This is a genomic window from Dokdonella sp., from assembly GCF_036518555.1.
In the GTDB taxonomy this organism is placed as follows: domain Bacteria; phylum Pseudomonadota; class Gammaproteobacteria; order Xanthomonadales; family Rhodanobacteraceae; genus Dokdonella_A.
Window position 1 is genome coordinate 1 of sequence record NZ_DATDMY010000066.1, and the last position, 25,180, is coordinate 25,180.

Consider the following 25,180-nt stretch of genomic DNA (forward strand, 5'->3'; position numbering starts at 1 on the left):
CACCGACAACGGCCGCGTCGCGGCGCACTCGGCGAGCAGCTGCGCTTGCGTCGGCGAGTCGTGCTTCGCCGCCGCCGCCGCGTACAGTGCGGCGACGACGATCTGTTCGATCTCCGCGCCGGAATAGCCGTCGCTCGCCGCGGCGAGCGCATCGAGGTCGAATGCCGCGGGGTCGAGGCCGCGCTGCGCGAGATGCAGGCGGAAGATCTCGGCGCGCGTCGCCACGTCGGGCAGGTCGACGAAGAACGTTTCGTCGAAGCGACCCTTGCGCAGGAGTTCGGCCGGCAGCTGGTGCACCTCGTTGGCGGTCGCGACGAGGAACACCGGCGCCTTGCGTTCCGCCATCCAGGTCAGCAGGTAACCGAGCACGCGACGCGACACGCCGTCGTCGTCGCCGGAGGTCGACAGCGCCTTCTCGATTTCGTCGATCCACAGCACGCACGGCGCGAGCAATTCGGCGTTCTTGAGCGCGTCGCGCAGGTTGCGTTCCGTCTCGCCGTGGTATTTGTTGTAGAGGGAACCGAAGTCGAGGCGTACGAGCGGCACGCCGAAGCCGCCCGCGGTCGCCTTCGCGGCGAGGCTCTTGCCGCAACCTTGCACGCCGAGCAGCAGCACGCCCTTCGGCGGGTCGAGACGGATGCTCTGCTTCTCGCCGAGGAACGCCGCGCGCCGCTGTGCGATCCACTGCTTGAGCCGCGCGAGTCCGCCGACGCGCGCGAACTGCGCGGTCTCGTATTCGAAGTGGAGCAGGCCGTCGCGATCGAGCAGGGCGTGCTTCGCGCGCGCGAGTTCGGGCAGGTCGGCGGGGCTGATCGCGCCATCGTCGTAGATGAGCTTGCGCGCGATGCGACGCGCATCGTCGAATGGGAGACCGACGAGGTTGCGCACGATCGCGCGCGCCGCCTCGGCGTCGACCTCGACGCGGCGCCCGTCGTGGTCGCGCGAGTAGCGGAACGCCTCCTCGCGCAGCATCGCGGCGAGCGCGTCCTTGTCGGGCAGGGCGAACTCGAAGCGCGTCGCGACGGCGGCAAGCTCCTCGGGCAGCTCGATGCCGGCGCCTACGAGCACGAGGGTGTGCTCGGCCGACTCCTGGCGCTGCACGATCTCGCGCAGCAGGCGCAAGGTCATCGGATAGCGCAGGTACGGCTGGAAATCGAGCAGCAGGTAGACGCCGGCCACGGGCGTGCGCTTGATCGCCTGCAGGCTCAGGCTCGCGTCGGGCGCCTCGCGCATCGACGCCTCGTCGTCCCCGTCGAGATCGAGGTCGAGGCGCTCGAGCCCGCCGGTGATGCTCCAGCGCCAGAACGGCCGCAGCGCTTGCGCGATCGCGTGGCGGAACCCTTCGATCACGCCGTTCTCGTCGGCGGATTCGACCAGCAGCAGCGGTGTACGGGCCCTGAGCAGGGTGGCGAGGTCCTGGTTGCGGCTCACGGTCGGCGCGGTGCCTGGCTCCAAACACGAAAGCCTAGCATGGCCGGATGCGGCATAATCGGCGGTCCGGCGCCGCGGCAGGCGCCTTCCGCCACCTGCACGACGACGTACGCATGCTCAAAGAAGCCATCGACCAGCATCGCCAGGGCCGCTTCGACGAGGCCGAGAGGGGTTACCGCGCCCGCCTCGCCGAGCAACCGGACGATGTCGAGGCGTTGCACCTGCTCGGCATGCTGCGCTACCAGCTCGGCGACACCCCTGAAGGCAGCGCGCTGCTCGCGCGCGCGCACGCGCTCGCGCCCGACGACGCCACGATCGAACTCACGCTCGCCTCGATGGACTTTCGCGAAGGCGACCACGAGGCGGCCCGCCGCCGCTTCCACGCGGCGCTCGCGCTCGATCCGAACCTTGCCGGCGCGCATGCGGGCCTCGGCCAGCTCGCGCTCATGCGCGGCGAGCAGGCGGTCGCCGAACAGCACTTCCGCACCGCGCTGCGCAACGGCGAGGAACCGCACGCCCTCGCGGGCCTCGGCGGCCTGCTGCTCGAGCGCGGCGAGCTCGACGCGGCGCTGCGCCACCTCGGTCGCGCCGCCGACCTCGCGCCGAACGACGCGATGATCCAGCTCATGCTCGGCCAGGCGTTCGCACGGCGCGACACGCCCGCGTTCGCCGAACAGGCGTTCCGCAACGCGCTGCGCCTCAAGCCCGACCTGCACCAGGCGCGCCCATGGCTCGGCGCGCTGCTGCTCAAGGCGGGTCGGCGCGCCGAAGCCGACGCGCAGTACCGCGAGCTGCTCGGGGTCCCCGGCTTCGAGATCGCCGCGCAGGTCGGCATGGCCGATGTCGCGCGCGCCGATGGCCGTTACGACGACGCCGTCGCTTCGTATCGCGCCGCGCTCTCGGCCGAGCCTGCGCAGCCGATGCCGGCGCGCGCGCTCGCCTGGTGCCTCACGAGGCTCGGTCGCATCGACGAGGCGATCCAAGCCTACGATGCGTGCATCGCGATCTCGCCCGACGAGGACGTGCAAGCCGCGCGCGCCGACCTGCTGAGTCTGGCCGGCCGCCTGCCGCAGGCCGCGCTGGTGTGGAAGGAACTGCTCGACCGCAACCCGGCCGACCTGCTCGCGCGCAGCCGGCTCGCGATGGCCGCCGAGTACCTCGGCGAACTCGAGGCGGCCGAAGCGCACGCCGGCATCGTGCTCGCGGCCCGCGAGGAGCCCGAAATGCGCCTCGTGCGAGCGCGGGCGCGCCTGCGGGAAGGCGACGCGGACGGCGCGCGCGCGATGCTCGACGCGCTCGACCGGCAGGACCTCACCGAAGGCCAGGCCCGCCTGCGCTGGAACTACCTCGGCCGGCTGCACGACCGCGCGGGCGAGGCGGTCGAAGCGGTGCGCTGCTTCGCCGAGGCGCAGCGCGGTTCGCCGATCGCGGTGCCCGCGCTCGCCGATCCGAACCCTCAGCTCGACGTCGCACTCGCCGAACCGGCGCAGGCGCCGTGGGCGCACGCACCCGTGCTGCTCCTCGGCACGCCCGGCAGCGGCGTCGAGCGCGTCGCCGCGCTGCTCGCCGACCAGCCAGGGTTGACCGTGCTGCGCGATCGCATCGGCCCGACCGCGCGCGCCGACGATTTCTCACAGCCGCGCTTCCAGCACTACTGCGGCGAACTCGACGCCGCGGCGCGGGACGCCTTGCGCGAGCGGTGGCTCGCGCCGTTGCACGCGGCCGGCATCGCGATGGACCGGCCGATCGTCGACTGGCTGCCGCGTTGGGACGCCCACCTGCTCGCGCTCGTGCATCGGGCGATGCCGGGCGCGCGCATCGTCCTCGTCGAACGCGATCCACGCGACGCGCTGCTGAACTGGCTCGCGTTCGGTTGGGCGCGCGGCTTCCCCTGCAGTGACGTCGACGGCGCGGCCGAATGGCTCGTGCGCGCACGCCGGCATCTTCACCACGGCGACACGCTCGCCGCTCCGCGCCGTCTCGTCGTCGCCGCGGATGCGTTGCTCGAGGATCCCGCCGGCGCCGGCGACGCGCTCGCGCGTTTCCTCGGTCTCGGCGCGCTCGAACCGGGAGCGCAGTTCGCTTCGATGACGCGCAGCCTCGGTGGCCTGCCCGTGCGATTCCCGGCCGGGCACTGGCAGCGCTATCGCGATGCGCTGGCAGCGCCGTTCGCCAGGCTCGCCGGCTGAATCGACCCCGATCGCCGGGTGGCGCACCCGGTGACGCTCGCGCGAACGTGGGCGATACTGCGGGCCGGAGGTGCCTCGTGCGTATCCGCAGCGATGATTTCCGCGACATGCAGCCGATTCCCGACGAGTGCGCGTTCGGCCGCCCCGGCGAGGACGCGGAGCCGTGCGTGCTGTCCGCGAACCGCAGCCCGCATCTGGCCTGGGACGACGTGCCGGCCGCGACCCGCTCGTTCGCGATCACCTGCATCGACAGCGACGTGCCCACGCGCGGCGACGACGTCAACCGGCCCGGGCGGCGCGTACCCGCAGCGTTGCCGCGAACGGACTTCGTGCACTGGCTCATCGCCGACATCCCGGCCGCTTGCCGCGAGCTCGCGCACGCGAGCTGCAGCGACGGTGTCGTCGCGCACGGCAAGCGCACGCCGCCGGGGCCCGCCGGCTCGTGCCAGGGGCTCAACGACTACACCGGATGGTTCGCCGCCGACGCCGAGATGGCCGGCGACTACCTCGGCTACGACGGTCCGTGCCCGCCGTGGAACGACGAGCGCGTGCATCACTACCATTTCCGCGTGCATGCGCTCGACGTCGACAGCCTCGGCCTGCGCAGCGGGTTCTCGCTCGCGCAGTTGCGCGACGCGATGTCCGGCCACGTCCTCGCCGAGGCCGAGCTGACCGGCACCTACACGCTGAGCGTCGGCTTGCGGCGCTGACGGACGCGCGTTCGCGTGCGCTGCTAGCATGTGCGGTTTCCGCGCAGGGTACGACGACATGACCACCACTTCGGAACCCATGGCCGCCGACGGACGGCGCGAGGCGGCGCTTGCGCTCGTCGCGCAGGGCCGCGTCGCCGAAGCCGAGCGCGCGTTCGACGCCCTGCTGCGCGAGCGCCCCGAGGACGTCGACGCGTTGAACTTCCTCGCGATCTGCGCCCACGGCCGTGGCCAGGCCGATGCCGCGCTCGAGTTGCTCTCCCGCGCGCGCGCGGCGCATCCGCAGGACACCACCACGCTGACCAATCTCGGCGTGTTGCAGCGCGAGTTCGGTCGCCTCGAGGAGGCGCAAGCGGCGCTTGCCGAAGCGGTGCGCCTCGCCCCCCGGCTGTACGTGGCGCGCCTGCGCCTCGGCGAGGTGCTCGAGGCGCGCGGCCGTCACGTGCAGGCGCTGCCGGCGTACTTCGGCGCGATCATGCACGCGCAGGAGCGCGGCCTGTGGCTCAGCGATGCGACGACCGACGCGGCACTGCGGCCCCTGGTGAAGCATGCGATGCGCGCCGTCGCGGCCGGACGGCGCACGGCGTTCGCCGCGCTGCTGGCGCCTCTGCGCGAACGCCATGGCGACAGCGCACTCGCGCGCGTCGGCCGCGGCCTCGCGATCTACCTCGATGAACTCCAGCCCGATTACCCCGATCCGCGCCAGCGCCCCACGTTCTTCTACGTGCCCGGCCTGCCGACGACGCCGGTGTTCGAGCGCGCGCTGTTTCCTTGGTACGAATCGCTCGAGGCCCACACCGCGACGATCCGCGAGGAGATGCGCGCGGTGCTCTCCACGGACAGCGGCTTCGAGCCGTTCCTCGGCCACTTCGACGACGAGGCTCCGCTCGCCGCGCACCTGCGCAACGATCGCGACAAGCCGGTCTGGGACGCGTTCTTCTTCTTCCGCCACGGCGTGCGCAACGACGCCAACTCGGCCCGCTGCCCGCGCACCGCCGCGCTGCTCGACACGCTGCCGCTGTGCCGCATCCGCGAGCATTCGCCGGAGGTCTGCTTTTCGGTGCTCACGCCCGGCTCGCACATCCTCCCGCATCGCGGCGTGACGAATACGCGCGTCGTCACGCACCTGCCACTCGTCGTGCCGAAGGGCGATCTCGCGCTCGCCGTCGCCGGCCAGTTGTTGCGCTGGGAGGAAGGCCGCTGCTTCAGCTTCGACGATACGTTCGAGCACGAGGCCTGGAACCGCAGCGACGCGACCCGCGTCGTGATGCTGCTCGACGCATGGAACCCGCATCTCGACGAGATCGAACGCGAGGCGATCACGGCGCTGATCAGCGGCATCGGCGACTTCAACCGGGCGGCTGGCCTGTGAGGGCGTTCGCGCGGCGCTGCGCAGCGCTGCTGTTATCGGCGCTCGGAGGCCTGGTCCACGGCGCCGACGTGGACGCACTGCTCGCGGGACCGGAACTCCAACAGCGTGCCGCAATCAGCGACAGCGTGGGCCGCTGGTTCTCGTCGGGAGATTTCGCCTCGATCGAAAGCGTCGCGGATGCGGCGCGCGAACGCCGCCTGCGCACCTCGAGTGGCCTGTGGGTGATTGGTCTGGTGTTCAACGGCATCGACGATGTCGCGAACTCGCGCAAGGCGAAGGACGATGCGGCGTGGGACGCGCTCGAGGCCACGGCGCAGCGCTGGATCGACCGGTACCCGAAGTCTCCCACCGGGAAGATCGCGCTTGCGTCGATATTGCACAACCGCGCCTGGTTCTACCGTGGCGGCGGTTACGCTTCGACGGTTTCGCCGGCGAAGTTCGAGGCGTTCTACAAGCAGATTGCGAAGGCGAAGCGGTATCTGGTGCAGATCAGATCGGAGGCAGCCGTCGATCCTAACTGGTACATGGAAATGCTCGCCATCCAGCGCGTGGAGCGCGGCGGGCAGCCGGACGAGTTCGAGCGCATGTTCGCCCGGGCGATCGCGGCCTTTCCGGATTACTACCCCATCTATTTCGAAGCGGTCACCTACTACCTGCCGAGGTGGCATGGAGACCTTTTCGAAATCGAGCGCTACGCGCGCACCGTCATGCGAGGACGGGACGAACGCGCTGGAAAGATGCTTTATGCGCGGATCTACTGGTATGTCGCCCAGAGCGACCTCAAAACGGACCTGTTCCGCCGTTCGGCGGTGAGCTGGCCCGACATGCGCGACGGCTTCGAGGAGATCCTCGCCGAGTTCCCCGATGCGTGGAACTACAACAGCTACGCGCGCTTCGCCTGCCTGCAACGCGATCGGGCGACGTTGCGGGCGTTATTCGGACGCCCGCGGGGCTTCGACGTCGTCGAAGCCGCGTGGGACGGCCCTGACCAGCTGGCGCGCTGCCGCGAACAGGCGAGCAATGACGCGCGCTAGGCCGCAGGGTTCGGCGCGAGGCGCGCGCATCCGGCGCGCGGCTGCCGGACCCGATCGGGGCGGGCGTCAGGTCGCGAGCGCGAGCAGCGCGAGGCCGAGCACGATGCGGTAGATCGCGAACGGCGTGAAGCGTCGCGTGCGGATGTAGCCGAGCAGCCAGCGCACGGCGACGAATGCGGTCACGGCCGACACGACGAAGGCGATGGCGAGCGCGGCCCAGTCCTCGTGCGCGGCGCCACCGCCCTTGAGCGTCTTGAGCAGCTCATATCCGCTCGCCGCGAACATGGTCGGAATGCCGACGAGGAACGCGAACTCGGTCGCCGCGGCACGATTGCCGGTGCCCGCGAGCATCGCGACGAAGATCGTCGCGGCGGAGCGCGAGGTGCCCGGGAACACGCCGGCGACGACCTGGGCGAGGCCGACGAGGATCGCCACGGTCCAGGTGATCGTGCTGCGTTCGGGGCGGCGCGCCGCGAACCACTCCGCACCGAGCATCCATATGCCGCCGAGCACGAGTGCCCAGGCGACCGGCGTGATCGATTCGGGCAGCTTGAAGCCGAGCCGGGTCGCGGCGAATCCGAGCGCGGCGGTAATGAGGAATGCGGCCGTGAGCTTGAGCGCGTAGTCGCGCTCGGAACGCTCGCCGAGGCCGCAGGCGAGGCGCCACAGGCGCTCGCGGTAGATGAGCACGACCGCGAGGATCGCGCCGGCCTGGATCACGACATTGAACAGGTCCGAGCGCGCGCCGAGCCAGTGCTCGGCGACGAGCAGGTGGCCGGTGCTTGAGATCGGCAGGAATTCGGTGATGCCTTCGATGAGGCCGAGCAGGACGGGGCTGGTGAGATCGCTCACGGACGGGAGGCGCTGGGAGGGAACGCGGATTGTACGGCGTGCGCAACTGCGCCATGTTGGCGCATGGCAGGTCGCATGGCGCACCATCGTGGTGCAAGAAGACGCAGCCAGCGCCGGAGAAGCGCATCAGATCGCGCTAGCGCGGGTTGGCATGACCGTTGCAAAAACTGGCCGTCCTTTCCCTTGCCGAGGCCCCGCCATGCCCGCCCAGAACGTGCTCGAAATGATCAAGGAACACGAGGTCGAGTTCGTCGACCTGCGCTTCGCCGACATGCTCGGCAAGCAGCACCACGTGACCTTCCCCGCGCACGCGGTCGACGAATCGCTGTTCGAGGACGGCAAGATGTTCGACGGCTCGTCGATCGCGGGCTGGAAGGGCATCAACGAATCGGACATGGTGTTGCTGCCCGACGCCGATGCCGCGTTCATCGATCCGTTCATGGCCGACAAGACGCTCGTCCTGCAATGCGACGTGCTCGAGCCGAGCACGATGCAGGCCTACTCGCGCGATCCGCGCTCGGTCGCCAAGCGCGCCGAAGCGTTCCTCAAGTCGACGGGGATCGCCGACACCGCCTTCTTCGGCCCCGAGCCCGAGTTCTTCATCTTCGACGGCGTGCGCTGGCAGAACGACATGCAGAAGACCTTCTTCGAGATCGAGTCGGAGGAGGGCCACTGGTCGTCGTCGGCGAAATTCGAGGGCGGCAACTCCGGCTATCGCCCGGGCGTCAAGGGCGGCTACTTCCCGGTGCCGCCGGGCGATTCGTTCCAGGACCTGCGCAGCGAGATGTGCAAGGTGCTCGAGCAGGTCGGCATGACCGTCGAAGTGCACCATCACGAAGTCGCGACCGCGGGCCAGTGCGAGATCGGGACGCGCTTCAACACGCTCGTGCGCAAGGCCGACGAACTGATGGCGATGAAGTACGTGATCAAGAACGTCGCGCACCAGAACGGCAAGACCGTCACGTTCATGCCCAAGCCGATCGTCGGCGACAACGGCTCCGGCATGCACGTGCACCAATCGTTGTCGAAGGGCGGCCAGAACCTGTTCGCGGGCGACCTCTACGGCGGCCTGTCGCAGACCGCGCTGTATTACATCGGCGGCATCTTCAAGCATGCGCGCGCGATCAACGCGTTCGCCAATGCGACGACCAACAGCTACAAGCGCCTCGTGCCGCATTTCGAGGCGCCGGTCATGCTCGCGTACTCGGCCCGCAACCGCTCGGCGAGCTGCCGCATCCCGTTCGTGCACAGCCCGAAGGCGCGCCGCATCGAGGTGCGCTTCCCCGATCCGATGCAGTCCGGCTACCTCACGTTCACCGCGCTCATGATGGCCGGCCTCGACGGCATCCTCAACAAGATCGACCCCGGCGCGCCGGCTGACAAGGACCTGTACGACCTGCCGCCCGAGGAAGAGAAGAACATCCCGACGGTGTGCCACTCGCTCGACATGGCACTCGAGGCGCTCGACAAGGATCGCGGCTTCCTCAAGGCCGGCGGCGTGTTCAGCGACGACCTCATCGACGCGTACATCGACCTCAAGATGCAGGAAGTCACGCGCTTCCGCGCGGCGACGCATCCGCTCGAGTACCAGATGTACTACGCGATCTGAGGCTCGGCGCCGGCGCTGCGAGGCGCCGGCGCCTGCTCGCGCTTCGGCAGCGTGTCGCGGCGCGCAACGGGACCCCCGGCCCGACGCGATGCTGCTAGCCTACGTCGATCGCCCTACGCGACAGCACCCGCGCGCGACGACACGATGAATTCGCCGGACGGAGCCAGCCCCGATGCGCTCGCGCGGTTGCGCGACGCCTGCGCGCGCGCGCCGCGCGATGCCGACGCCTGGTTGCGCCTCGCCATGCACGCGGACCAGCTCGCGTTGCATGCGGACGCGATCGCGGCGAGCGAGCGCCTGCTCGACCTGTGCCCCGGCCACGAGGTCGCGCGCCTGCTGCTCGGGCGCAACTTGCAGGCGCTCGGTCGCACCGGCGAGGCCGCCGCGCAGTATCGGGCGCTCGCACGGGCGGGCGGACCGCGCGCATGCCAAGGCTGGTTCAGCCTCGTGGACCTCAAGGTCGTGTCGCTCACGGACGACGAAGTCGTCGCGCTCGAGCGACTCGTGCGCGATCCGGCGATCGATGCCGAGCAGCGCATGGTGCTCCAGTTCGCGCTCGGCAAGGTCCACGAGGACCGCGGGCGCCTCGACGACGCGTTCGCCGCGTTCGCCGCCGCCAATGCGCAGCGCCGCCGCACGGCGGCCTGGAGCGCATCGAACTACGCGCTGCAGGTCGCCAACCTGCGTTCCGCATTCGCGACGCCGCCCGCGGGCGCGCCGGCCGATCTCGGCGCGGAGATCGTCTTCGTGGTGGGGCTGCCGCGTTCGGGCACGACGCTCGTCGAGCAAATCCTCGCGGCCCATCCCGAGGTCGAGGGCGCGAGCGAGCTGCCCGACCTGCCCGCCGTCATCGCCGCGGAAGGGCAGCGCCGGGGGCTCGGATTCCCGCGCTGGACCGCGGACGCGACACCGGCCGATTGGGAGCGACTCGGCCGCGACTACCTCGCGCGCACGCGCCGCTGGCGCATGCGCAGGCCGCGTTCGACCGACAAGCTGCCCGCGAACTGGATGCTCGTCGGTGCGATCCGGGCGATGTTGCCTGCGGCGAAGATCGTCGACTGCCGACGCGACCCGCTCGAAACGTGTTGGGCGTGCTACAAGCAATTGTTCGCGCCGCGGCAGGCGGACTACAGTTACGACCTCGCCGATCTCGGCGCCTACTGGCGCGGCTACGACGCGCTCATGCGCGATTGGACCTGGCTCCATCGCACGCATGTATATCGCCAGGATCACGAGCGGCTGCTGCAGGATCCGGACGCGGAGATCCGCGCGCTGCTCGATGCATGCGCGCTCGACTGGGACCCCGCATGTCTCGCATTCCATGCCGCCGAGCGCGGCGTACGAACGCCGAGCGCCGCGCAGGTGCGCCAGCCGCTGCGCCGCGATACGGCGCGCGCGGCCGCCTACGGCGGCCGTCTCGCGGCGTTGCACGAGGCGCTGCGCAGCCGGCCATGAAAAAGGGGCGGCGCAAGCGCCGCCCCGTCGTCCTTGCTGCAGCCGTTACAGCGTGCTGTCGAACTCGCGGATCTGCCGCTGGGCTTCATCCTTGGCGACGCCGTAGCGCTCCTGGATACGACCGGCCAGATATTCGCTGTTGCCCTCGGCGACCTTGAGGTCGTCGTCGGTCAGTTTGCCCCACTTCGCCTTGAGCTTGCCGGCGAGCTGCTTCCACTGGCCCTTGATCTTGTCCTCGTTCATTGCACTTCTCCTGTGTTGGTGGATGGGAACGGTGTGCCGCGCGCGCGTCAGTTGCGCGACTTGAGGCCGCTCGAGTCGACGGTCTTGACGCCCTTGACGCTCTTCGCGGCGGCGACCGCCTTCTGCACCGCGACGTCGTTCGCGAGCACGCCGGTCAGGGTGACCGTGCCGTCGACGGTCTTGACGTCGATGTCCATGCTCTTCACGCCGTCCGTCGTCGCGAGTTCCGACTTGACCTTGGTGGTGATCCAGGTGTCGGTGATCGGCTGGTCGGATTTCATCGCGTTGTCATTGTTCGGCGTCGCCGGCGCTTCGGCGGCGGTGGCAAGGCCGGCGCCGCCGATGGCCATCAGCGTCGCGAGCGCAAGGGTCGACAAACGGTAGGTCTGCGTGTTCATGGGATACCTCCTCTCGTTGCGCGCCAGGTCGGCGCGACGATCCCGGTGGGTCGTGGGCAAACCCTAGGGGCCGCATCCCAACTATCGAATGAATAACGAAATTTTCAGTGCGGCTGCGATTCAGGCTGGCGACGTCCGTTCGATGCACTACAATGGTGCATGAGCCCCGCGGACCCCGCAGCACCGCTCCTCCTGCCGTCCGGCTGGGCGTTGTCGGAACACGCCGCCACGCCGATGGCGGTCGTCGAGCGCGGCCACGGGCTCGTCGCAGTGAACCCGGCCATGCACGAATGGCTCGGCGGCGCGGCCGGTCGCGCCTGGCGCGGCACCTCGCTGACCTTGCTCGACGCGCGTCCGCCCTTGCTCGGCGAAGCGGGTGAGCGCGCGTTCGCCGAGCAGCGGCGCGTATGGCTGCGCGAAGCGCGCCTTCGCACGGCGACCGGCGATCGCGGTGCCGACATCGCGCTCACGCCGCTCGACGCGCGGGCGTTGCTGCTCGAGGTACTGCCGGTCGCGGCCGAGCCGACCACGGCGACGCGCCTGTCCGAGTCCCTGCGCGGCTTCGCCCACGAGGTGCGGGGGCCGCTCGCGGGCATGCGTGGCGCGGCGCAACTGCTGCACCGTCGACTCGACGCAAACGAGCGCGAACTCGCCGCACTCATCATCGCCGAAGTCGACCGCCTCGCGAGCCTGTCGGGGCGGCTCCTGCACGCGGAGACGAAGCCACGTCTCGCGCGCGTGAACGTGCACGAGGTCGTCGAGCGCGTGGCCGCGCTCGCGACGGCCTCGGACGCACCGCTGCGCCTGCGGCGCGATTACGACCCGAGCCTGCCCGCGGTGCGCGTCGATGCCGACCGGCTGCTGCAGGCGCTGCTCAACCTCGTGCGCAACGCGCTCGAAGCCGGCGCGCACGAACTCGTGTTGCGTACGCGAGCCGAGCATGCGGCGCGCATCGGCGAGCGCGCGGTGCGCCTGGCCGCACGCATCGACGTCGTCGACGATGGCCGTGGCGTGCCGGCGGAGCTCGCGGACACGCTGTACGAGCCGCTCGTTTCCGGGCGGGCCGACGGCAGCGGCCTCGGCCTCGCGCTCGCACGCGAAATCGCGCGCGAGCACGGTGGCGAACTCGGCCACGCGAGCCGGCCCGGCGCGACCGTGTTCAGCCTGCTGTTGCCGGTGGATGAATGAACGGAGCCACGGCATGAGTGCGGCGCCGGTCGCCTGGATCGTCGACGACGATCGCGCGGTGCGTCTCGTTCTCGCCGCGGCGCTGCGCGAGGCCGGCTTCGAAGCGCGCGAATTCGGCGACGCCGAGGCGGCGCTCGCGGCCTTCGCCGAGGCGAGCCCGGACCTCGTGTTCACCGACGTGCGCATGGCCGGCGCGAGCGGCCTCAAGCTGCTCGAGCGCATCGTCGCGCAGCATCCACGCCTGCCCGTGATCGTGATGAGCGCATTCACCGACGTCGCCACCACCGCGTCGGCGTATCGACTCGGGGCATTCGACTACCTGCCCAAGCCGTTCGACCTCGACCAGGCGATCGCGTCCGCGCGGCGTGCGCTCGCCCAGCATCCGGCCGGAGCGCCCGCGGCAGTGGCGGCCGACTACGCCGACCACGAGTTGATCGGGCGCAGCGCGGCGATGCGCGAACTGTTCAGGGCGATCGGTCGCGTCGCCGCGAGCGGGCTCGGCGCGCTGGTGACGGGCGAAACCGGAACCGGCAAGGAGCTCGTCGCGCGGGCGCTGCACCGCGAAAGCGCGCGCGCGGGGCAACCGTTCGTCGCGCTCAACACCGCGGCCATGCCGAGCGAGCTGCTCGAATCGGAGCTTTTCGGCCACGAAGCCGGCGCCTTCACGGGCGCCGTGCGCCGCCACGCCGGGCGCTTCGAGCAGGCCGAGCGCGGCACGCTCTTCCTCGACGAGATCGGCGACATGCCGCTCGCGCTGCAGACGCGCCTGCTGCGCGTGCTCGCCGCCGGCGAGTTCTACCGCGTCGGCGGGCGCGAGCTGATCCGCGCCGACGTGCGCGTGATCGCGGCGACCCACCAGGACCTCGATGCGAACGTCGCGCGCGGCGAGTTCCGCGCCGACCTGCTGCACCGCCTCGACGTCGTGCGCCTCGAAGTGCCGCCGCTGCGTGCGCGCGCGGACGACGTGCCCCTGCTGGCCGAACACTTCCTCGCGCGCGCAGTCGCACTCGCGGGCGGCGAGCCGAAGCATTTCACGCCGGCCGCACTCGGTGCCTTGCGCGGCCATTCCTGGCCCGGCAACGTGCGCCAGCTCGAGAACCTCTGCCGACGACTCGCCGTGCTCGCGCCGGGGCGTGAGATCGGCGTGGCCGACCTGCCGCAGGCGATCGTCGCCGATGGCGGGGCGGGCGAGCCGGTCGGTTGGGACGCCGCGCTTCGTCGCTGGGCCGAGGCGCGCCTGGCCGCCGGCACCACCGGCGTGTACGGTGAAGCGAGCGCGGTGCTCGAGCGCGTATTGCTCGACGCGGCGCTGGCCGCCCACGGCGGCCATCGCGGGAACGCCGCGAACGCGCTCGGGCTCGGCCGCAATACGATGACGCGCAAGCTCGGCAGCTCGCGCCGCCGGCGCACCTGAACGCGAGGAGAGGCTACGCATGTCCGCACCGTTGCACGTACGCGAGGCCGTCGTCGGCGATCTCGCCTTCCTCGCCGACTGCAACGCGGCGATGGCGCTCGAGACCGAGCGCAAGCGGCTCGACCGCGGCGTACTCGAGCGCGGCATCGCCGGCGTGTTCGCCGACCGGCGCCGCGGCTTCTACCTCGTGTGCGAAGACGCGGACGCAGCGCTCGGCTGCCTGCTCGTCACGTACGAATGGAGCGACTGGCGCAACGGCGATTGGTGGTGGCTGCAGAGCGTCTACGTCGTGCCGGGAGCGCGCCGCCGCGGCGTGTTCCGTGCGCTGTACGACGCCGTGCGCGAGCGCCTCGCCACCGACGCGGCGGCGATCGGCCTGCGCCTGTACGTCGAGCGCGACAACGCGCGGGCGCAGGCGACCTACGCTGCGCTCGGCATGTCCGAGACCGCCTACCGCCTGTACGAGCTGCCCGGCGCGGGCGGGCCCTGAGGCCCCGCGCCGCCCGATGCATTACCATCATCGCCCCCTCACATGCGGCGGCGACCGACCAGCGCGATGGAAGCGAAGAACTACAAGTCATTCTGGGACAACAAGGCGAGCACGAAGACCGGTGCGTTCATCGCGGTCGACGGCAGCGCGAGCGAGGACGTGGCCCGCCTCACCGGCGCCTACACCGCGCGACAGGTCGCCTGCGCGCTCGCGCTGGAGCCGGCGGACCGCGTGCTCGAACTCGGTTGCGGCGTCGGCCGCATCGGCCGCGAGCTCGCGCCCGGGGTCGCGCACTGGGAAGGGGCGGACATCTCGGCGAACATGCTCGGCGTCGCGCGCGAGCGGCTCGCGGGCTTCGCCAACGTCGGTTTCACCGAGTTGCGACGCAGTCGCCTCGAGGGCCTCGCCTCGGGTCGCTTCAGCAAGGCCTATTGCGTCGCCGTGTTCATCCACATGGACAAGGAGGACTTCCTCCTCTACCTGGAGGAACTCGCCCGCGTGCTCGAGCCGGGTGGCCTGCTGTTCTTCGATACGTGGAACCTCGCGCACGCGGTCGGTTGGCGCCGCTTCGCGCTCGAGGTGGGCCAGTATCGCGACGCCGATCCGAGCCAGCGCAAGGACGTGGCGCGCAACCAGTTCTCGACGCCGGAGGAAGTGCGCATCTTCCTCGAGCATTGCGGTTTCGAGCTGTTGCAGATGTACACCGATTCGCCGTGGGTTCAAAGCGTCGCGATGAAGCGCGGCGGTGCGCGGGATGCGGCCGCGGAGCGCGCGCGCCTCGCACGCGACGCCGGACGCATCGCCTACACGCCGCTGTGGACCGAGCTGTTCGACGCGATGATCCGCGTGACGGGCGAAGGCCTGCATCCGCAGGCGATGATCGACGCGCTCGGCGATGACTCGCGCGGCGAGGAGATCGCGATGTTCCGCGTCTGGTACCGCGAACTCTGGCGTCACAACGAGGCCCACTGGGGGCCGCTGCCGGCCGCGCTCGGCTGAGGCGCGCGCGACACCGCCACGTCATACAATCGGGCCGGGACGCGGGCGGAATCCGCCGACGGACGAGGGAGACAACTTGAAGCGGGCAGGCATCATCGGCGGCGTGCGAATCCCGTTCTGCCGCAACAACACGGCCTATGCCGAGGTCGGCAACTTCGGCATGGCGGTCAAGACGCTCGGCGCGCTGGTGGAGCGCTTCGGCCTGCACGGCGTCGAGCTCGGCGAGGTCGCCTACGGTTCGGTCATCAAGCATGCGTCGGACTGGAACCTCGCCCGCGAGGCGACGCTGTCGTCCGGGCTCGCGCCGACCACGCCCGGCCTCACCACGGCGCGCGCGTGCGGCACGTCGCTCGACAACGCGATCCTCATCGCGCAGAAGATCGCGAGCGGCCAGATCGAAGCGGGCATCGCCGGCGGCGCCGACACCACGAGTGACGTGCCGATCGTCTACTCGCGCGCGCTGCAGCAGCGCCTGCTCGCGGTCAATCGCGCGAAGACGCCCGCCGACAAGGCGAAGGTCGCGTTCAAGGGCTTCTCGTTCGGCGACCTCAAGCCGTCGTTCCCGGGCGTCGCCGAACCGCGCACGGGCAAGTCGATGGGCGAGCACTGCGAACTCATGGCGCGCGAGTGGCACATCGGCCGCGAGGAGCAGGATCGCCTCACGCTCGACAGCCACCGCAAGCTCGCCGCGGCCTACGAGCGCGGCTTCTTCAAGGACCTCGTCGTGCCGTTCCGAGGCGTCGACCGCGACAACATCCTGCGGCCCGACACGTCGCTTGAGAAGCTCGCCGCGCTCAAGCCCGCCTTCGACCGCACCTCCGGCCACGGCACGCTGACCGCGGGCAACTCGACCGCGCTGTCCGACGGCAGCGCCGCGGTACTCATCGCGAGCGACGACTGGGCGGCCGCGCGCGGTCTCGCCGTACAGGCCTACCTCACCCACGCCCAGGTGGCCGCGGTCGACTTCGTGCGCGGCGAGGGACTGCTGATGGCGCCGACGGTGGCGGTGCCGCGCATGCTCGCCGCCGCCGGCCTCGGCCTGCAGGACTTCGACTTCTACGAGATCCACGAGGCGTTCGCTGCGCAGGTACTGTGCACGCTGCGCGCCTGGGAATCGGCCGACTACTGCAGGGACCGGCTCGGACTCGAGCGCCCGCTCGGCCCGATCGACCCGGCCCGGCTCAACGTGAACGGCTCGAGCCTCGCGGCAGGCCATCCATTCGCCGCGACCGGCGCGCGCATCGTCGCGACGCTCGCGAAGCTGCTCGAGGAAAAGGGGCGCGGTCGCGGCCTCATCTCCGTCTGCACGGCCGGCGGCATGGGTGTCACCGCGATCCTCGAACGGCCTTAGACTGGCGTGGACGTCGGCGCGTCCGCCCGCGGCCGCAAGCGAGGGAAGGGATGGAAAACAGCACCTACGCGTTGGTCCTCACCGGCGAGATCCTGCCGGGGCACGCGGAAGAGGCCGTATGGCCGGCGCTCGCGGCGTATTTCCGCATGGACCTCGACAAGCTGCGCGCGCAGCTCGTCGCGCGCGCGCCGCTCGCGATCAAGCAGGGCGACGACCTCGGCAAGCTGCAGACGCTGCAGGCCGGCATTGCTGCGATCGGGGCCGAGGCCGAAGTCTGCGCTCCGGATGAGCGCGCGAACCTGTTCGTCGTGCTCGCCAACACGCCGCGCGGCCCGATGCCGCGCGTGTTCGTGGACGACCGGGTCGAGCGCGGACTGTGGCCGACGCGCCTGTCGGTGGCCGAGGTCGGCACCTCCGCCTGGCGCCCATACACCGAACTCAGTGCGCCCGTGGCGGCGGCCCCCGCGGAGCCACCTGCGCCGGCATTCGACGCGAACGCATTGGCGGCGCGCGACACCACGCGTGCGCACCGGCCGACCTCGAAGGCCGACTACGGGCACAATCTCGCCGCGGTGGCGACACCGACCGCGGCGGCGCCGCAGCGGCTGCCCGCGGGCGCGGCGATCCATGCGGGTTTCTGGCGCCGACTGACGGCGACGCTCGTCGACGGGTTGCTGATCGGGCTCGTGATGGGCGCGGTGCAGGTCGCCGTCGGCATCGGCGCGGTCGGCGGTATCGTGTCCGCGGGCGACGCAGGCGCGGCGCTGTCGACGATGATCGGCTCGATGTTGCTGTTCTTCGCGTTCGCGTTCATCGGCCAATGGCTGTATTTCGCATTGTTCGAGAGCAGCGCGATGCAGGCGACGCCGGGCAAGCGCGCACTCGGCCTCAAGGTCGTCGACGAAGTCGGTGCGCGCATCGGCTTCGGACGCGCAACGGGGCGCTACTTCGGCAAGATCGTCTCCGGCGCGATCTTCTACGTCGGCTTCCTGATGGCGGGTTTCACCGAGCGCAAGCAGGCGCTGCACGACCTCATGGCGTCGACGCTCGTCGTGTTCCGGGAGGTGCAGCCGGGCCAGCCGGCGCCCTCGGTGCGGCCGCCGATGCCGTGGTGGGCATGGCTCGTCAACATCGTGCTGCTAGGCCTGCCGGTCGCCGCGATCCTGTTCGCGATCGCGATGTTGCCGGGCGCGCTCGACTCGCTCAACCGCTGACGGCGAGTCAGCGCGGGCGGCCACCGCTCGCACGGGCGGCCCGCCGGCCGGGCGAGCAGGCCCGACGACGCGTACGCCCGCGCCGATCAGCCGCGGAACGAGAACAGTACCGGCCGCCAGCCGCCCGAGCTCTGGTAGCTCTGGCCGCGGCGCTTGCGCATGCGGTCGATGAGTTCGAGGCGGCGGGCCTCGGCCCACTCGACGCGCCGCGTCTTCAGCGAAGCGGGATCGACCCCGTGAGCGGCGGCTTCCTGCCTGCGATAGGCGACGAAATCTTCGTACGCCTCGATCTCGTGCTGCAGTTCCTTCACGCACAGCTCGATCATGATCGCGTCATCGAGGAAACCGAGCACGGGCACGTGGTCGGGAATGATGTCCTGCGGGTTGGCGAAGTAGGTGAGGCACGCGAGCACGCGCTGCTTGTCCTCTTCCGGCAGCGCGAAGCCGTCGTCGTTGACCATCGCGATCATGCTGTCGAGCTTCTGCAGGCGATCGGCGATGAACTGAGGCAGCTTGTTCGCGTGGCCGTCGACGAGCAATCGCGAAGCCGCTTCGGCGATCTGCTGGGGCGAAAGGTTCTTCGCCTCCTGCTGCGAGCGCTGCATGGCGTCGATGAAATGCTGGAGGTCGGCATCGCCGAGCTCGATGGTGATGGCGAGCGACATGGATCGGCTCCAACGGAAAAGCGGACGGGAAGACTAGCCAGCCCGGCCGGGGGCGTCAATCGCCGCGCTTGCGCACTCGGCATGCGGACGCGGATGCCTACAGGATGCCGACCAGGCCGGCGCCGAAGGCGGTCACGATGCGCGTGTAGATCGTCTTCAGCGGCAGGTCGACCTCGGGGAAGTCGCCGACGTCGACGTGGCAGGCGTAGAACCCCGGCGAGCCCGGTCGCGACGGCTCGCAGCCGGGCGCGAGATCGAAGCTGCTCGCGTAGCGGAACGGCCACAGGTCGAACAGCGGCAACGCCGTCGACAGGTCCGCGATCGCGTTGTTGAGGCGCCCGAACAAGCCGTCCCGCTGGCGCCGGGCGATCGTCCATGCATTGCCGGGCGCCGCGTTGCGTTCGATCGACGCGCGCACGCGTGCGGCGACTTCGGCGTCGTAGATGATGAAGCCGGACTCGGTGTTGTAGTCGTCCGAACGCGGATCGAAGTTGTGCGAGCCGATGAGGCTGATGCGGTCGTCGATGACGAGCGATTTCGCGTGAAGGCCGAGTCGCACGCCGCCGCGCACGAGCGGCGCGCGGCCGTAGCGCTGGTAGCGGCCGCTGTTGCCGCCGCCGACGAGGCGGTCGTAGTTCGCGACGAACTCCGGCGCGTCGTCCGGGAACGGCTTGAATTCGTGGATCTCGAATCCGTAGCGCTTGAGGTAGCGCTTCTTGTACTTGTACGACAGCGCGTAGACGTAGAACGCGTCGGTGGCGGCGAGCGAGTTGGTCGAGACCAGCACGTCGACCGCGGGCGAACGCCGGTGCAGTTCCTCGAATACCTCGCGCGCGCGCCGGCTCAGCACGAGGTACGGCGTCTCGAACACGACGCGCCGCTGCGCGCCGCGGAGCAGTCCGCTGATGCGCGACGTGAGGGCGAGCAGCGCGGCGTCGTCCGGTCGTGCTGCCTTGTCCGGCGCGTCCGAGAAGTAGTCGACGCGCCCGACTCGCAGCGTGCGCGCGACGAACTGCCCGCTCAGGTAGGCCGGATCCGTCGCGCGCGCGCGCAACGCTTCGATGCGCTCGCGGTCGATGCTGCTGCGCGGCTGCAGCGGCGGGTCGCGGCCTCCGTCGGCGACGAGCCGGCGGTTGACGTCGTTGAGCCGCGTCAGCGGCACCGCGCGCGGGTGGGCCCAGAATCGATCGAACGACGCCTGCATCTCCGCGCCCGCGGCCGGGCCGATCACGAGCACGTCGCGGTCGCGATAGTCGAACTCCTGGTCCCAGTCGAAGTAGCGATTCTCGTAATTGCGCCCGCCGGCGATCCCGATCTCGCCGTCGACGAGCATGAGCTTGTTGTGCATGCGCTGATTGAAGCGCGAGAAGCAGCACAGCACGCTGGCGGCGAACTCGAGCGGTTGCGTGATGGCGTCGGAGAACGTCGGGTTGTACAGGCGGAACTCGAGGTTGGCGTGCGCGCGCGCGACGTGCGCGAGCCATTCGACGTCGTCGAGCGAAAACAGCTGGTCGGCGAGCACGCGCACGCGCACGCCGCGCCGCGCCGCCGCGACGAGCTCCTCGAGCACGAGCCAGCCCGCATCGTCGTCGGCCCAGATGAAGGTCTGGATGTCGATGCTGCGGCGAGCGGCGCGGATCAGGTGCACGCGCAGCAGCAGCGAATCCTCGCCGCGTTCGATCACGTCGACGTAGTGCACCGGCGCGTCGGCCGTGGTGCCGGCGCGCGCTTGCGCGGCGAGATCATGGTAAGGGGAGTCGATCGCGCAGCGGTCTTCGCGCGTGCAGTCGGTCGCCTGGGGCCGCGCCGCGGCGACGATCGCGTCCGCCCGCCGCGCGAGCGGTCGGTTGAGGCCGCACCCGGCAAGCAACGCCGTGGCGGCGAGCAGCGCCCACGCGGCGCCGCGCGCATCGGCACGCAGCAACCGCTTCATCCCGGCGTCGGAGGCGCCGCGACGTCACGCTGCGGCGGCACCGCGTACACCGTGAAGTCGAGTTCGACCTTGTCGGCGAGCGTGCCGCGATGCGAGCCCATGCCGAACGTCGAGCGACGGATCGCGCCGTTGACGCGGATCGGGCAGTCGTAGGCCGGCCGGTCGCATTCGGCCGGCTGCAGGTCGAACCGGACCGGCTGGCGAACGCCGCGCACGGTCAGCTCGCCGGGCAACTCGCCGCCCGCGCGCAGCCGCGCGCGCGGGAACGGTTCCGACGAGAACTCGATCTGCGGATGCGCCGCGGCGTCGAAGAACTCGGGCGACTTGACCCATTCCTCGTACGACGTGCTGCTCATGCGCACGCTGGCGACGCCGATGCGTGCGTCGACGCGCAGTTCGTTGCGGAACGGATCGAGGCGGACGCTGCCGTCGATGTCGCCGAAATGCCCGCGCACGCCGAGCAGCCACAGCACCTTCACGCGGAACCCGACCTCCGACCGCGTCGCATCGAGGTGGATGATCTCGCTGCGCGGCGGGTCGCCCGCGAGAGCCGGCCCGGTGCCCCCCAGCAGGGCGCAGCCGAACAGCAGGGCGTGCACGCCGACCATTGCGCGGGCGTCACGGCCACCAGAAGTGGCGCACGCGCGCGGTCCCGGGCTCGATCGAGCCGGCCGGCAAGGTGAGCCAGGCGACCGCGCCCGGTGGCATTCCGCGGCCGGAATCCGACGTCCCCTCGGTAAGCAGCGCGACGAGCGTCTCGAGGCCGGGGTTGTGGCCGACGAGCAGCACCGTGTCCGCATCGGCGTGGTCGTCGAGCACGCGCACCAGCGTGGCGGGCGTCGCGTCGTAGATACGCGGTTCGAAGCGCAGGTCCACGTAGCCCAGCGAGGCGAGCACGCGCTCGCAGGTCGCGCGCGTGCGCGTCGCCGGCGAGCTCAGCACGCGCGCGGGCGCGGCCGCGTGCTGCTTGAGCCACGCACCGGCGGCGTCCGCTTCGGCCTCGCCGCGCAGGCTCAACGGTCGGCCGGCGTCATCCTCGCCAGGCGCAGCGGCTTCCGCATGCGCATGGCGCAGCAGGATGATTTCGCGCATCGTCATCGGCCATCCCTCCAAGGTCCGTTACGCGATCATGCCGCATTCGTGCCCGCGCAGGTCAAGCGGGCGCCGCGGCCGGCCACCGCCGGCGTGCCGGCCGCCACAAGAAATGCGCCGTCAGCCGCCGTCGCCGTCGGCTGCGCCGCCCCCACGGCGACCGGGCAAGCCGCGGCGCGGCAGCAGTCGCCCCGCCTCGACCGTGTCCGCCCCGCCGGCGACGCGATCGAAGCGTGCCATGGCCTTCGCCTCGAAGTCGGCCTTGCTGACGCTGCCCGAGCCGCTCGAGTCGTAGCGGTTCACGAAACGCACGGCGCGCTTGCGCACGCGTTCGGCCGTTTCCGGCGAGCGGGCGATCTCGTCCGCGTCGACGCGGCCGTCGCCGTTGCCGTCGAGGCGGGCGAATCGCGCGTCGACCCACGTCGCGTACTCCGCGCGACTGACCGTGCCGTCGTGGTTCGCGTCGACCCGGTCGAGGAAGCGTTGCTCCATCTCGGCGCGCCGCGCGGCACGGTCGGGCGCGCCGCCCGGCGCATCGGCGGCGCAGGCGCTGCCGGCGAGGCCGGCGAGGGCAAACAGGAGGGGAAGGATGTGGCGCATCGGTGGTACTCCTCGCTGCGGCCACGTCGGCCGCACGGGTCCACAACGCGCGACGCCACGCGGCGCCGACCATTGCGCTGCAAAGACGTGCAAAGCCGGGTAGGCGTGCCGCGCGCACCATCCCGGTGCGTTCGCGCGTGCTCAGGCGTGCTTCTTCAACCAGCGCAGCAGTTTCGCCCAGTCCTCCTGGTGCGAACGCACGCTTTCGGAGTGATAGTCGAAGATGCTCTTCCCGAGCGCATTGGCGAGCACGTAGCCTTGCGTGTCGCGCAGTTCGGCGACGAGCGGGAACGGAAAGCCCTTGATTTCCTCGACGGCGAGCTGCGAGGCGTTGGTCCATGGCTTGAGCCGGTTCGCGACCAGGCCGACCGCGACCTTGCCCTTCTTCACGCGCGGCAGCGCACCGACTTCGGCGAGGAACGGCTGCGTCGCCTCCAGATCGATCGCCGACGGCAGCACGGGCACGATCAGGACATCCGCACTCTCGAGCCAGTCGCCGACCTCGCCGGGGCGGATGCCCGCGGCGCTGTCGATGACGACGCGCTGCGCATCGTCGGGAACCTGCTTCTCCCAGTCGCGGCGCAGGCCGGAGATGCCGAGCACGGCATTCGCGTGGGCCGCGCGCTTTTCGCTCCAGCGCAGCGAGGAACCCTGGCGGTCGGCGTCGACGAGCACGGTGTTCTTGCCGTCGACCGCGTAGTACGCGGCAAGGTTGGTCGCGAGCGTGCTCTTGCCGGCGCCACCCTTGGAACTCGCCACCAGGACCTTCAGCATGAACGCCTCCGCCGGTACGCAAAGTGGCGGAAAGGTTACACCTCGTGCACGCCCGCGCAAAACGCGGGTGGCGCGGGGCGTCAGTACCCCGCGGCCTGGCCGTCCTTGCGACCCTCCGAGGCGCCGACGTAGACGCGGTTCTTCGCGTCCCAGCCGATCGCCTGGTAGCCGCCGTACGGGCCGTTCGCGAAGCGCACGCTGTGTCCTTTCTGCATCAGGGCGCGCACGGTTTCGTACGGGAAGCCGGATTCGAGGTCGATGAAACCGCCGTCGCGCATCGGTTCGGCCTGGCCCTCGGGCGACGTCGAGCCTTCGTGCTGGATGCGCGGCGCGTCGCCGGCCTCCTGCAGGTTCATGTGGAAGTCGATCAGGTTCTGCACGATTTCGACGTGGCCCTGCGGCTGCATGTCGCCGCCCATCACGCCGAAACTGAGCCAGGGCTCGCCATCCTTGGTGATGAACGCGGGAATGATCGTGTGGAACGGACGCTTGCCCGGCGCGTACGTGTTCGCGTGGCCCTCCTTGAGCACGAACAGCTCGCCGCGATCCTGCAGGATGAAACCGAGGCCCGGCGGCGACATGCCCGAACCCATGCCGCGATAGTTCGACTGGATCAGCGAGACCATGTTGCCCCAGCGGTCCGCGGTGGTCAGGTAGATCGTGTCGCCGTCGAGCCTGGGCGTCCCCGGCTCCACCGATTTCATCGCGTGGTCCGGCGAGATCAGCGAGCGTCGCTCGGCCGCGTATGCCTTCGACACGAGCCCCTCGATCGGGGCCTTGGCGAAATCCGGGTCGGCGTAGAACTTCGCACGGTCCTCGAATGCGAGCTTCTTCGCCTCGACGAACAGGTGCACGTGCTCGGCGCTGCCGAACGGGATCTTCGAGAAGTCGTAGCCCTCGAGGATGTTGAGCATCTGCAGCGCGGCGAGCCCCTGACCGTTCGGCGGCAGCTCCCAGACGTCGTAGCCACGGTAGTTCGTCGACACCGGCTCGACCCATTCGCCCTTGTGCGCGGCGAGGTCGTCGTAGGCGAGGAATCCGCCCTGCGCCTTGATGTAGTCGGCGATCACGTGCGCGATCGCACCCTTGTAGAACGCGTCGCGGCCGCCCTTCGCGATGGTTTCGAGCGTGCGCGCGAGGCTCGGGTTCTTCCAGACCTCGCCCTTCGCGGGCGCCTTGCCGCCCCGCGTGAACTGCTCGCTGAAGCCCGGGAACTTCGCCAGCCGCGGCACGGACAGGTTCCAGTAGTACGCGATGAGCTCCGTGACCGGGAATCCGTCGCGCGCGTACGCGATCGCGGGCGCCAGCACGTCCTTCATCGGCAGCTTGCCGAAGCGGTCGTGCAACGCGAACCAGGCATCGACGCAACCGGGCACGCTGACCGGCAGCGGCCCGAGGGGCGGAATCGCCGTGTATCCGTTCTGCCGGAACCACTCCAGCGTGAGCGCCTTCGGCGAGCGGCCCGAGCCGTTGTATCCGTACAGCTTCTTCGTCTTCGCGTCCCAGACGATTGCGAACAGGTCGCCTCCGACGCCGTTCGACACCGGCTCCATGAGGCCGAGCGCAGCGTTGGCCGCGATCGCGGCGTCGATCGCCGTGCCGCCCTGCTTGAGCACGTCGAGGCCGATCTGCGTTGCGAGCGGGTGCGAGGTCGCGACCATCCCGTGCGCGGCGATGACCTCCGAGCGCGTCGCGAACGGCGCACCCGTGATGCGGTCGCCGGCGTGGACGGCGGCAGCTGCGAACAGCAAAGGCGCGAAGACTATCGAACGCATGGCATGCTCCCGAACCGGGACCCCGAGCATACGACGCGCGGCGGCCCGCGAAAATGCCCGGCCTCCGATCTGCGCCGGATTCACATTGGGAAAAAGTACGGCGCGCGTGATGTGCGCTAGACTGAGCCGCGTCGTCGTCGACGGAGTCCACCATGAAGCGCTGGCTCGTGGTATTCGCAATGCTGGCCGGTCCGACACAGGCCGCCTGGGTCTCGTGGCGAGTGCCCGTGCATGCCGAGGTCGAGGTCGCGCCGAACGTCGTGCAGACCAGGCCGCTGCTGCCTCTGGGCACGACGCTCGCGCATTCGGATGGGGGCATCGGTTACGCGCCCGGCTTCGTCATCGCAGGCGGCGCGAAGATGGGCCCGGACGCACCGTCGCCGGGCATGCTG

24 protein-coding genes are annotated in these 25,180 nt (G+C 70.4%); 13 read left to right on the top strand and 11 right to left on the bottom strand.

Annotation, left to right across the window (positions count from 1 at the left end):
• Positions 1-1,431 (bottom strand): AAA family ATPase (locus VI238_RS04170; protein ID WP_331648764.1); only part of this gene is annotated, 1,431 nt, incomplete at its 3' end.
• Positions 1,432-1,544: 113 nt separating this feature from the next.
• Between VI238_RS04170 and VI238_RS04175 the strand changes: the two genes are divergently transcribed.
• The 4 genes from VI238_RS04175 to VI238_RS04190 all read left to right on the top strand — a co-directional run bounded on the left by VI238_RS04175 (position 1,545) and on the right by VI238_RS04190 (position 6,736).
• On the top strand, positions 1,545-3,620 hold the full coding sequence (locus tag VI238_RS04175) for a tetratricopeptide repeat protein (RefSeq protein WP_331648766.1): 2,076 nt from the start codon (positions 1,545-1,547) through the stop codon (positions 3,618-3,620).
• A 77-nt stretch (positions 3,621-3,697) separates the two neighbouring features.
• Positions 3,698-4,330: a YbhB/YbcL family Raf kinase inhibitor-like protein gene (locus VI238_RS04180; RefSeq protein ID WP_331648768.1), complete on the top strand. Its 633-nt coding sequence runs from the start codon at positions 3,698-3,700 to the stop codon at positions 4,328-4,330.
• Between the two features lie 58 nt (positions 4,331-4,388).
• Positions 4,389-5,702 (top strand): aspartyl/asparaginyl beta-hydroxylase domain-containing protein, encoded by a 1,314-nt coding sequence (locus VI238_RS04185; RefSeq protein ID WP_331648770.1) that lies wholly within the window; start codon positions 4,389-4,391, stop codon positions 5,700-5,702.
• 68 nt (positions 5,703-5,770) lie between these two features.
• A complete protein-coding gene (locus VI238_RS04190; RefSeq protein WP_331648772.1) occupies positions 5,771-6,736 on the top strand; it encodes a hypothetical protein in 966 nt (321 codons plus the stop codon).
• Between the two features lie 66 nt (positions 6,737-6,802).
• On the opposite strand, the gene VI238_RS04195 is transcribed toward VI238_RS04190, so the two are convergent.
• Positions 6,803-7,588 carry an undecaprenyl-diphosphate phosphatase gene (locus tag VI238_RS04195; protein WP_331648774.1) on the bottom strand — a complete coding sequence of 262 codons (786 nt, stop codon included), beginning with the start codon at positions 7,586-7,588 and terminating at the stop codon, positions 6,803-6,805.
• A gap of 199 nt (positions 7,589-7,787) precedes the next feature.
• Here VI238_RS04195 and glnA point away from each other — a divergent pair, with 199 nt between their 5' ends.
• Both glnA and VI238_RS04205 read left to right on the top strand, forming a co-directional pair.
• Complete coding sequence (glnA, locus tag VI238_RS04200; protein WP_331648776.1) at positions 7,788-9,197, top strand: type I glutamate--ammonia ligase; 1,410 nt, start codon at positions 7,788-7,790, stop codon at positions 9,195-9,197.
• 144 nt (positions 9,198-9,341) lie between these two features.
• Positions 9,342-10,652: a sulfotransferase family protein gene (locus VI238_RS04205; protein ID WP_331648778.1), complete on the top strand. Its 1,311-nt coding sequence runs from the start codon at positions 9,342-9,344 to the stop codon at positions 10,650-10,652.
• A gap of 45 nt (positions 10,653-10,697) precedes the next feature.
• Here VI238_RS04205 and VI238_RS04210 read toward each other — a convergent pair whose 3' ends face one another.
• Positions 10,698-10,895, bottom strand: coding sequence for a CsbD family protein (locus VI238_RS04210; protein WP_331648780.1), 198 nt, complete (start codon positions 10,893-10,895; stop codon positions 10,698-10,700).
• A 47-nt stretch (positions 10,896-10,942) separates the two neighbouring features.
• Positions 10,943-11,293, bottom strand: a complete 351-nt coding sequence (locus VI238_RS04215) for a BON domain-containing protein (protein WP_331648783.1) — start codon at positions 11,291-11,293, stop codon at positions 10,943-10,945.
• Between the two features lie 159 nt (positions 11,294-11,452).
• On the opposite strand from VI238_RS04215, the gene VI238_RS04220 reads away from it, so the two are divergent.
• The 6 genes from VI238_RS04220 to VI238_RS04245 all read left to right on the top strand — a co-directional run bounded on the left by VI238_RS04220 (position 11,453) and on the right by VI238_RS04245 (position 17,949).
• Positions 11,453-12,481 carry a two-component system sensor histidine kinase NtrB gene (locus VI238_RS04220; protein WP_331648785.1) on the top strand — a complete coding sequence of 343 codons (1,029 nt, stop codon included), beginning with the start codon at positions 11,453-11,455 and terminating at the stop codon, positions 12,479-12,481.
• A gap of 13 nt (positions 12,482-12,494) precedes the next feature.
• Positions 12,495-13,895, top strand: a complete 1,401-nt coding sequence (ntrC, locus tag VI238_RS04225; RefSeq protein ID WP_331648787.1) for a nitrogen regulation protein NR(I) — start codon at positions 12,495-12,497, stop codon at positions 13,893-13,895.
• Positions 13,896-13,914: 19 nt separating this feature from the next.
• Positions 13,915-14,385 (top strand): GNAT family N-acetyltransferase, encoded by a 471-nt coding sequence (locus VI238_RS04230; protein WP_331648789.1) that lies wholly within the window; start codon positions 13,915-13,917, stop codon positions 14,383-14,385.
• Between the two features lie 66 nt (positions 14,386-14,451).
• Positions 14,452-15,384, top strand: a complete 933-nt coding sequence (locus VI238_RS04235; protein WP_331648791.1) for a class I SAM-dependent methyltransferase — start codon at positions 14,452-14,454, stop codon at positions 15,382-15,384.
• Positions 15,385-15,460: 76 nt separating this feature from the next.
• Positions 15,461-16,735, top strand: coding sequence for an acetyl-CoA C-acetyltransferase (locus VI238_RS04240; RefSeq protein WP_331648793.1), 1,275 nt, complete (start codon positions 15,461-15,463; stop codon positions 16,733-16,735).
• A gap of 50 nt (positions 16,736-16,785) precedes the next feature.
• The gene (locus tag VI238_RS04245; RefSeq protein ID WP_331648795.1) at positions 16,786-17,949 is read left to right on the top strand and encodes an RDD family protein; all 1,164 of its coding nucleotides are present in this window, start codon (positions 16,786-16,788) and stop codon (positions 17,947-17,949) included.
• An 86-nt stretch (positions 17,950-18,035) separates the two neighbouring features.
• On the opposite strand, the gene VI238_RS04250 is transcribed toward VI238_RS04245, so the two are convergent.
• From VI238_RS04250 to ggt, 7 genes are all read right to left on the bottom strand, one after another.
• A complete protein-coding gene (locus VI238_RS04250; protein ID WP_331648797.1) occupies positions 18,036-18,614 on the bottom strand; it encodes a YkvA family protein in 579 nt (192 codons plus the stop codon).
• Between the two features lie 97 nt (positions 18,615-18,711).
• On the bottom strand, positions 18,712-20,547 hold the full coding sequence (locus VI238_RS04255; protein WP_331648799.1) for a phospholipase D family protein: 1,836 nt from the start codon (positions 20,545-20,547) through the stop codon (positions 18,712-18,714).
• Complete coding sequence (locus tag VI238_RS04260) at positions 20,544-21,146, bottom strand: YceI family protein (RefSeq protein WP_331648801.1); 603 nt, start codon at positions 21,144-21,146, stop codon at positions 20,544-20,546. Before VI238_RS04260 ends, VI238_RS04255 begins: the two co-directional genes overlap by 4 nt.
• A gap of 19 nt (positions 21,147-21,165) precedes the next feature.
• Positions 21,166-21,639 (bottom strand): SixA phosphatase family protein, encoded by a 474-nt coding sequence (locus VI238_RS04265; RefSeq protein ID WP_331648811.1) that lies wholly within the window; start codon positions 21,637-21,639, stop codon positions 21,166-21,168.
• Positions 21,640-21,759: 120 nt separating this feature from the next.
• Complete coding sequence (locus VI238_RS04270) at positions 21,760-22,239, bottom strand: hypothetical protein (RefSeq protein ID WP_331648803.1); 480 nt, start codon at positions 22,237-22,239, stop codon at positions 21,760-21,762.
• Positions 22,240-22,380: 141 nt separating this feature from the next.
• Positions 22,381-23,013 (bottom strand): ParA family protein, encoded by a 633-nt coding sequence (locus VI238_RS04275; protein ID WP_331648805.1) that lies wholly within the window; start codon positions 23,011-23,013, stop codon positions 22,381-22,383.
• An 80-nt stretch (positions 23,014-23,093) separates the two neighbouring features.
• Positions 23,094-24,788: a gamma-glutamyltransferase gene (gene ggt / locus VI238_RS04280; protein WP_331648807.1), complete on the bottom strand. Its 1,695-nt coding sequence runs from the start codon at positions 24,786-24,788 to the stop codon at positions 23,094-23,096.
• 152 nt (positions 24,789-24,940) lie between these two features.
• Between ggt and VI238_RS04285 the strand changes: the two genes are divergently transcribed.
• The coding region (locus VI238_RS04285) for a hypothetical protein (protein ID WP_331648809.1) at positions 24,941-25,180 on the top strand (240 nt) is incomplete at its 3' end.

Excerpts from the sequence above, each read along its gene's own strand:
- VI238_RS04215 (WP_331648783.1), bottom strand. The coding sequence starts at position 11,293 with ATGAACACGCAGACCTACCGTTTGTCGACCCTTGCGCTCGCGACGCTG.
- VI238_RS04230 (WP_331648789.1), top strand. The coding sequence starts at position 13,915 with ATGTCCGCACCGTTGCACGTACGCGAGGCCGTCGTCGGCGATCTCGCC.
- glnA (WP_331648776.1), top strand. The coding sequence starts at position 7,788 with ATGCCCGCCCAGAACGTGCTCGAAATGATCAAGGAACACGAGGTCGAG.
- VI238_RS04275 (WP_331648805.1), bottom strand. The coding sequence starts at position 23,013 with ATGCTGAAGGTCCTGGTGGCGAGTTCCAAGGGTGGCGCCGGCAAGAGC.
- VI238_RS04265 (WP_331648811.1), bottom strand. The coding sequence starts at position 21,639 with ATGCGCGAAATCATCCTGCTGCGCCATGCGCATGCGGAAGCCGCTGCG.
- VI238_RS04220 (WP_331648785.1), top strand. The coding sequence starts at position 11,453 with ATGAGCCCCGCGGACCCCGCAGCACCGCTCCTCCTGCCGTCCGGCTGG.
- ntrC (WP_331648787.1), top strand. The coding sequence starts at position 12,495 with ATGAGTGCGGCGCCGGTCGCCTGGATCGTCGACGACGATCGCGCGGTG.
- VI238_RS04255 (WP_331648799.1), bottom strand. The coding sequence starts at position 20,547 with ATGAAGCGGTTGCTGCGTGCCGATGCGCGCGGCGCCGCGTGGGCGCTG.
- VI238_RS04245 (WP_331648795.1), top strand. The coding sequence starts at position 16,786 with ATGGAAAACAGCACCTACGCGTTGGTCCTCACCGGCGAGATCCTGCCG.
- VI238_RS04250 (WP_331648797.1), bottom strand. The coding sequence starts at position 18,614 with ATGTCGCTCGCCATCACCATCGAGCTCGGCGATGCCGACCTCCAGCAT.
- VI238_RS04210 (WP_331648780.1), bottom strand. The coding sequence starts at position 10,895 with ATGAACGAGGACAAGATCAAGGGCCAGTGGAAGCAGCTCGCCGGCAAG.
- VI238_RS04205 (WP_331648778.1), top strand. The coding sequence starts at position 9,342 with ATGAATTCGCCGGACGGAGCCAGCCCCGATGCGCTCGCGCGGTTGCGC.
- VI238_RS04175 (WP_331648766.1), top strand. The coding sequence starts at position 1,545 with ATGCTCAAAGAAGCCATCGACCAGCATCGCCAGGGCCGCTTCGACGAG.
- VI238_RS04235 (WP_331648791.1), top strand. The coding sequence starts at position 14,452 with ATGGAAGCGAAGAACTACAAGTCATTCTGGGACAACAAGGCGAGCACG.
- VI238_RS04185 (WP_331648770.1), top strand. The coding sequence starts at position 4,389 with ATGACCACCACTTCGGAACCCATGGCCGCCGACGGACGGCGCGAGGCG.
- ggt (WP_331648807.1), bottom strand. The coding sequence starts at position 24,788 with ATGCGTTCGATAGTCTTCGCGCCTTTGCTGTTCGCAGCTGCCGCCGTC.
- VI238_RS04270 (WP_331648803.1), bottom strand. The coding sequence starts at position 22,239 with ATGCGCCACATCCTTCCCCTCCTGTTTGCCCTCGCCGGCCTCGCCGGC.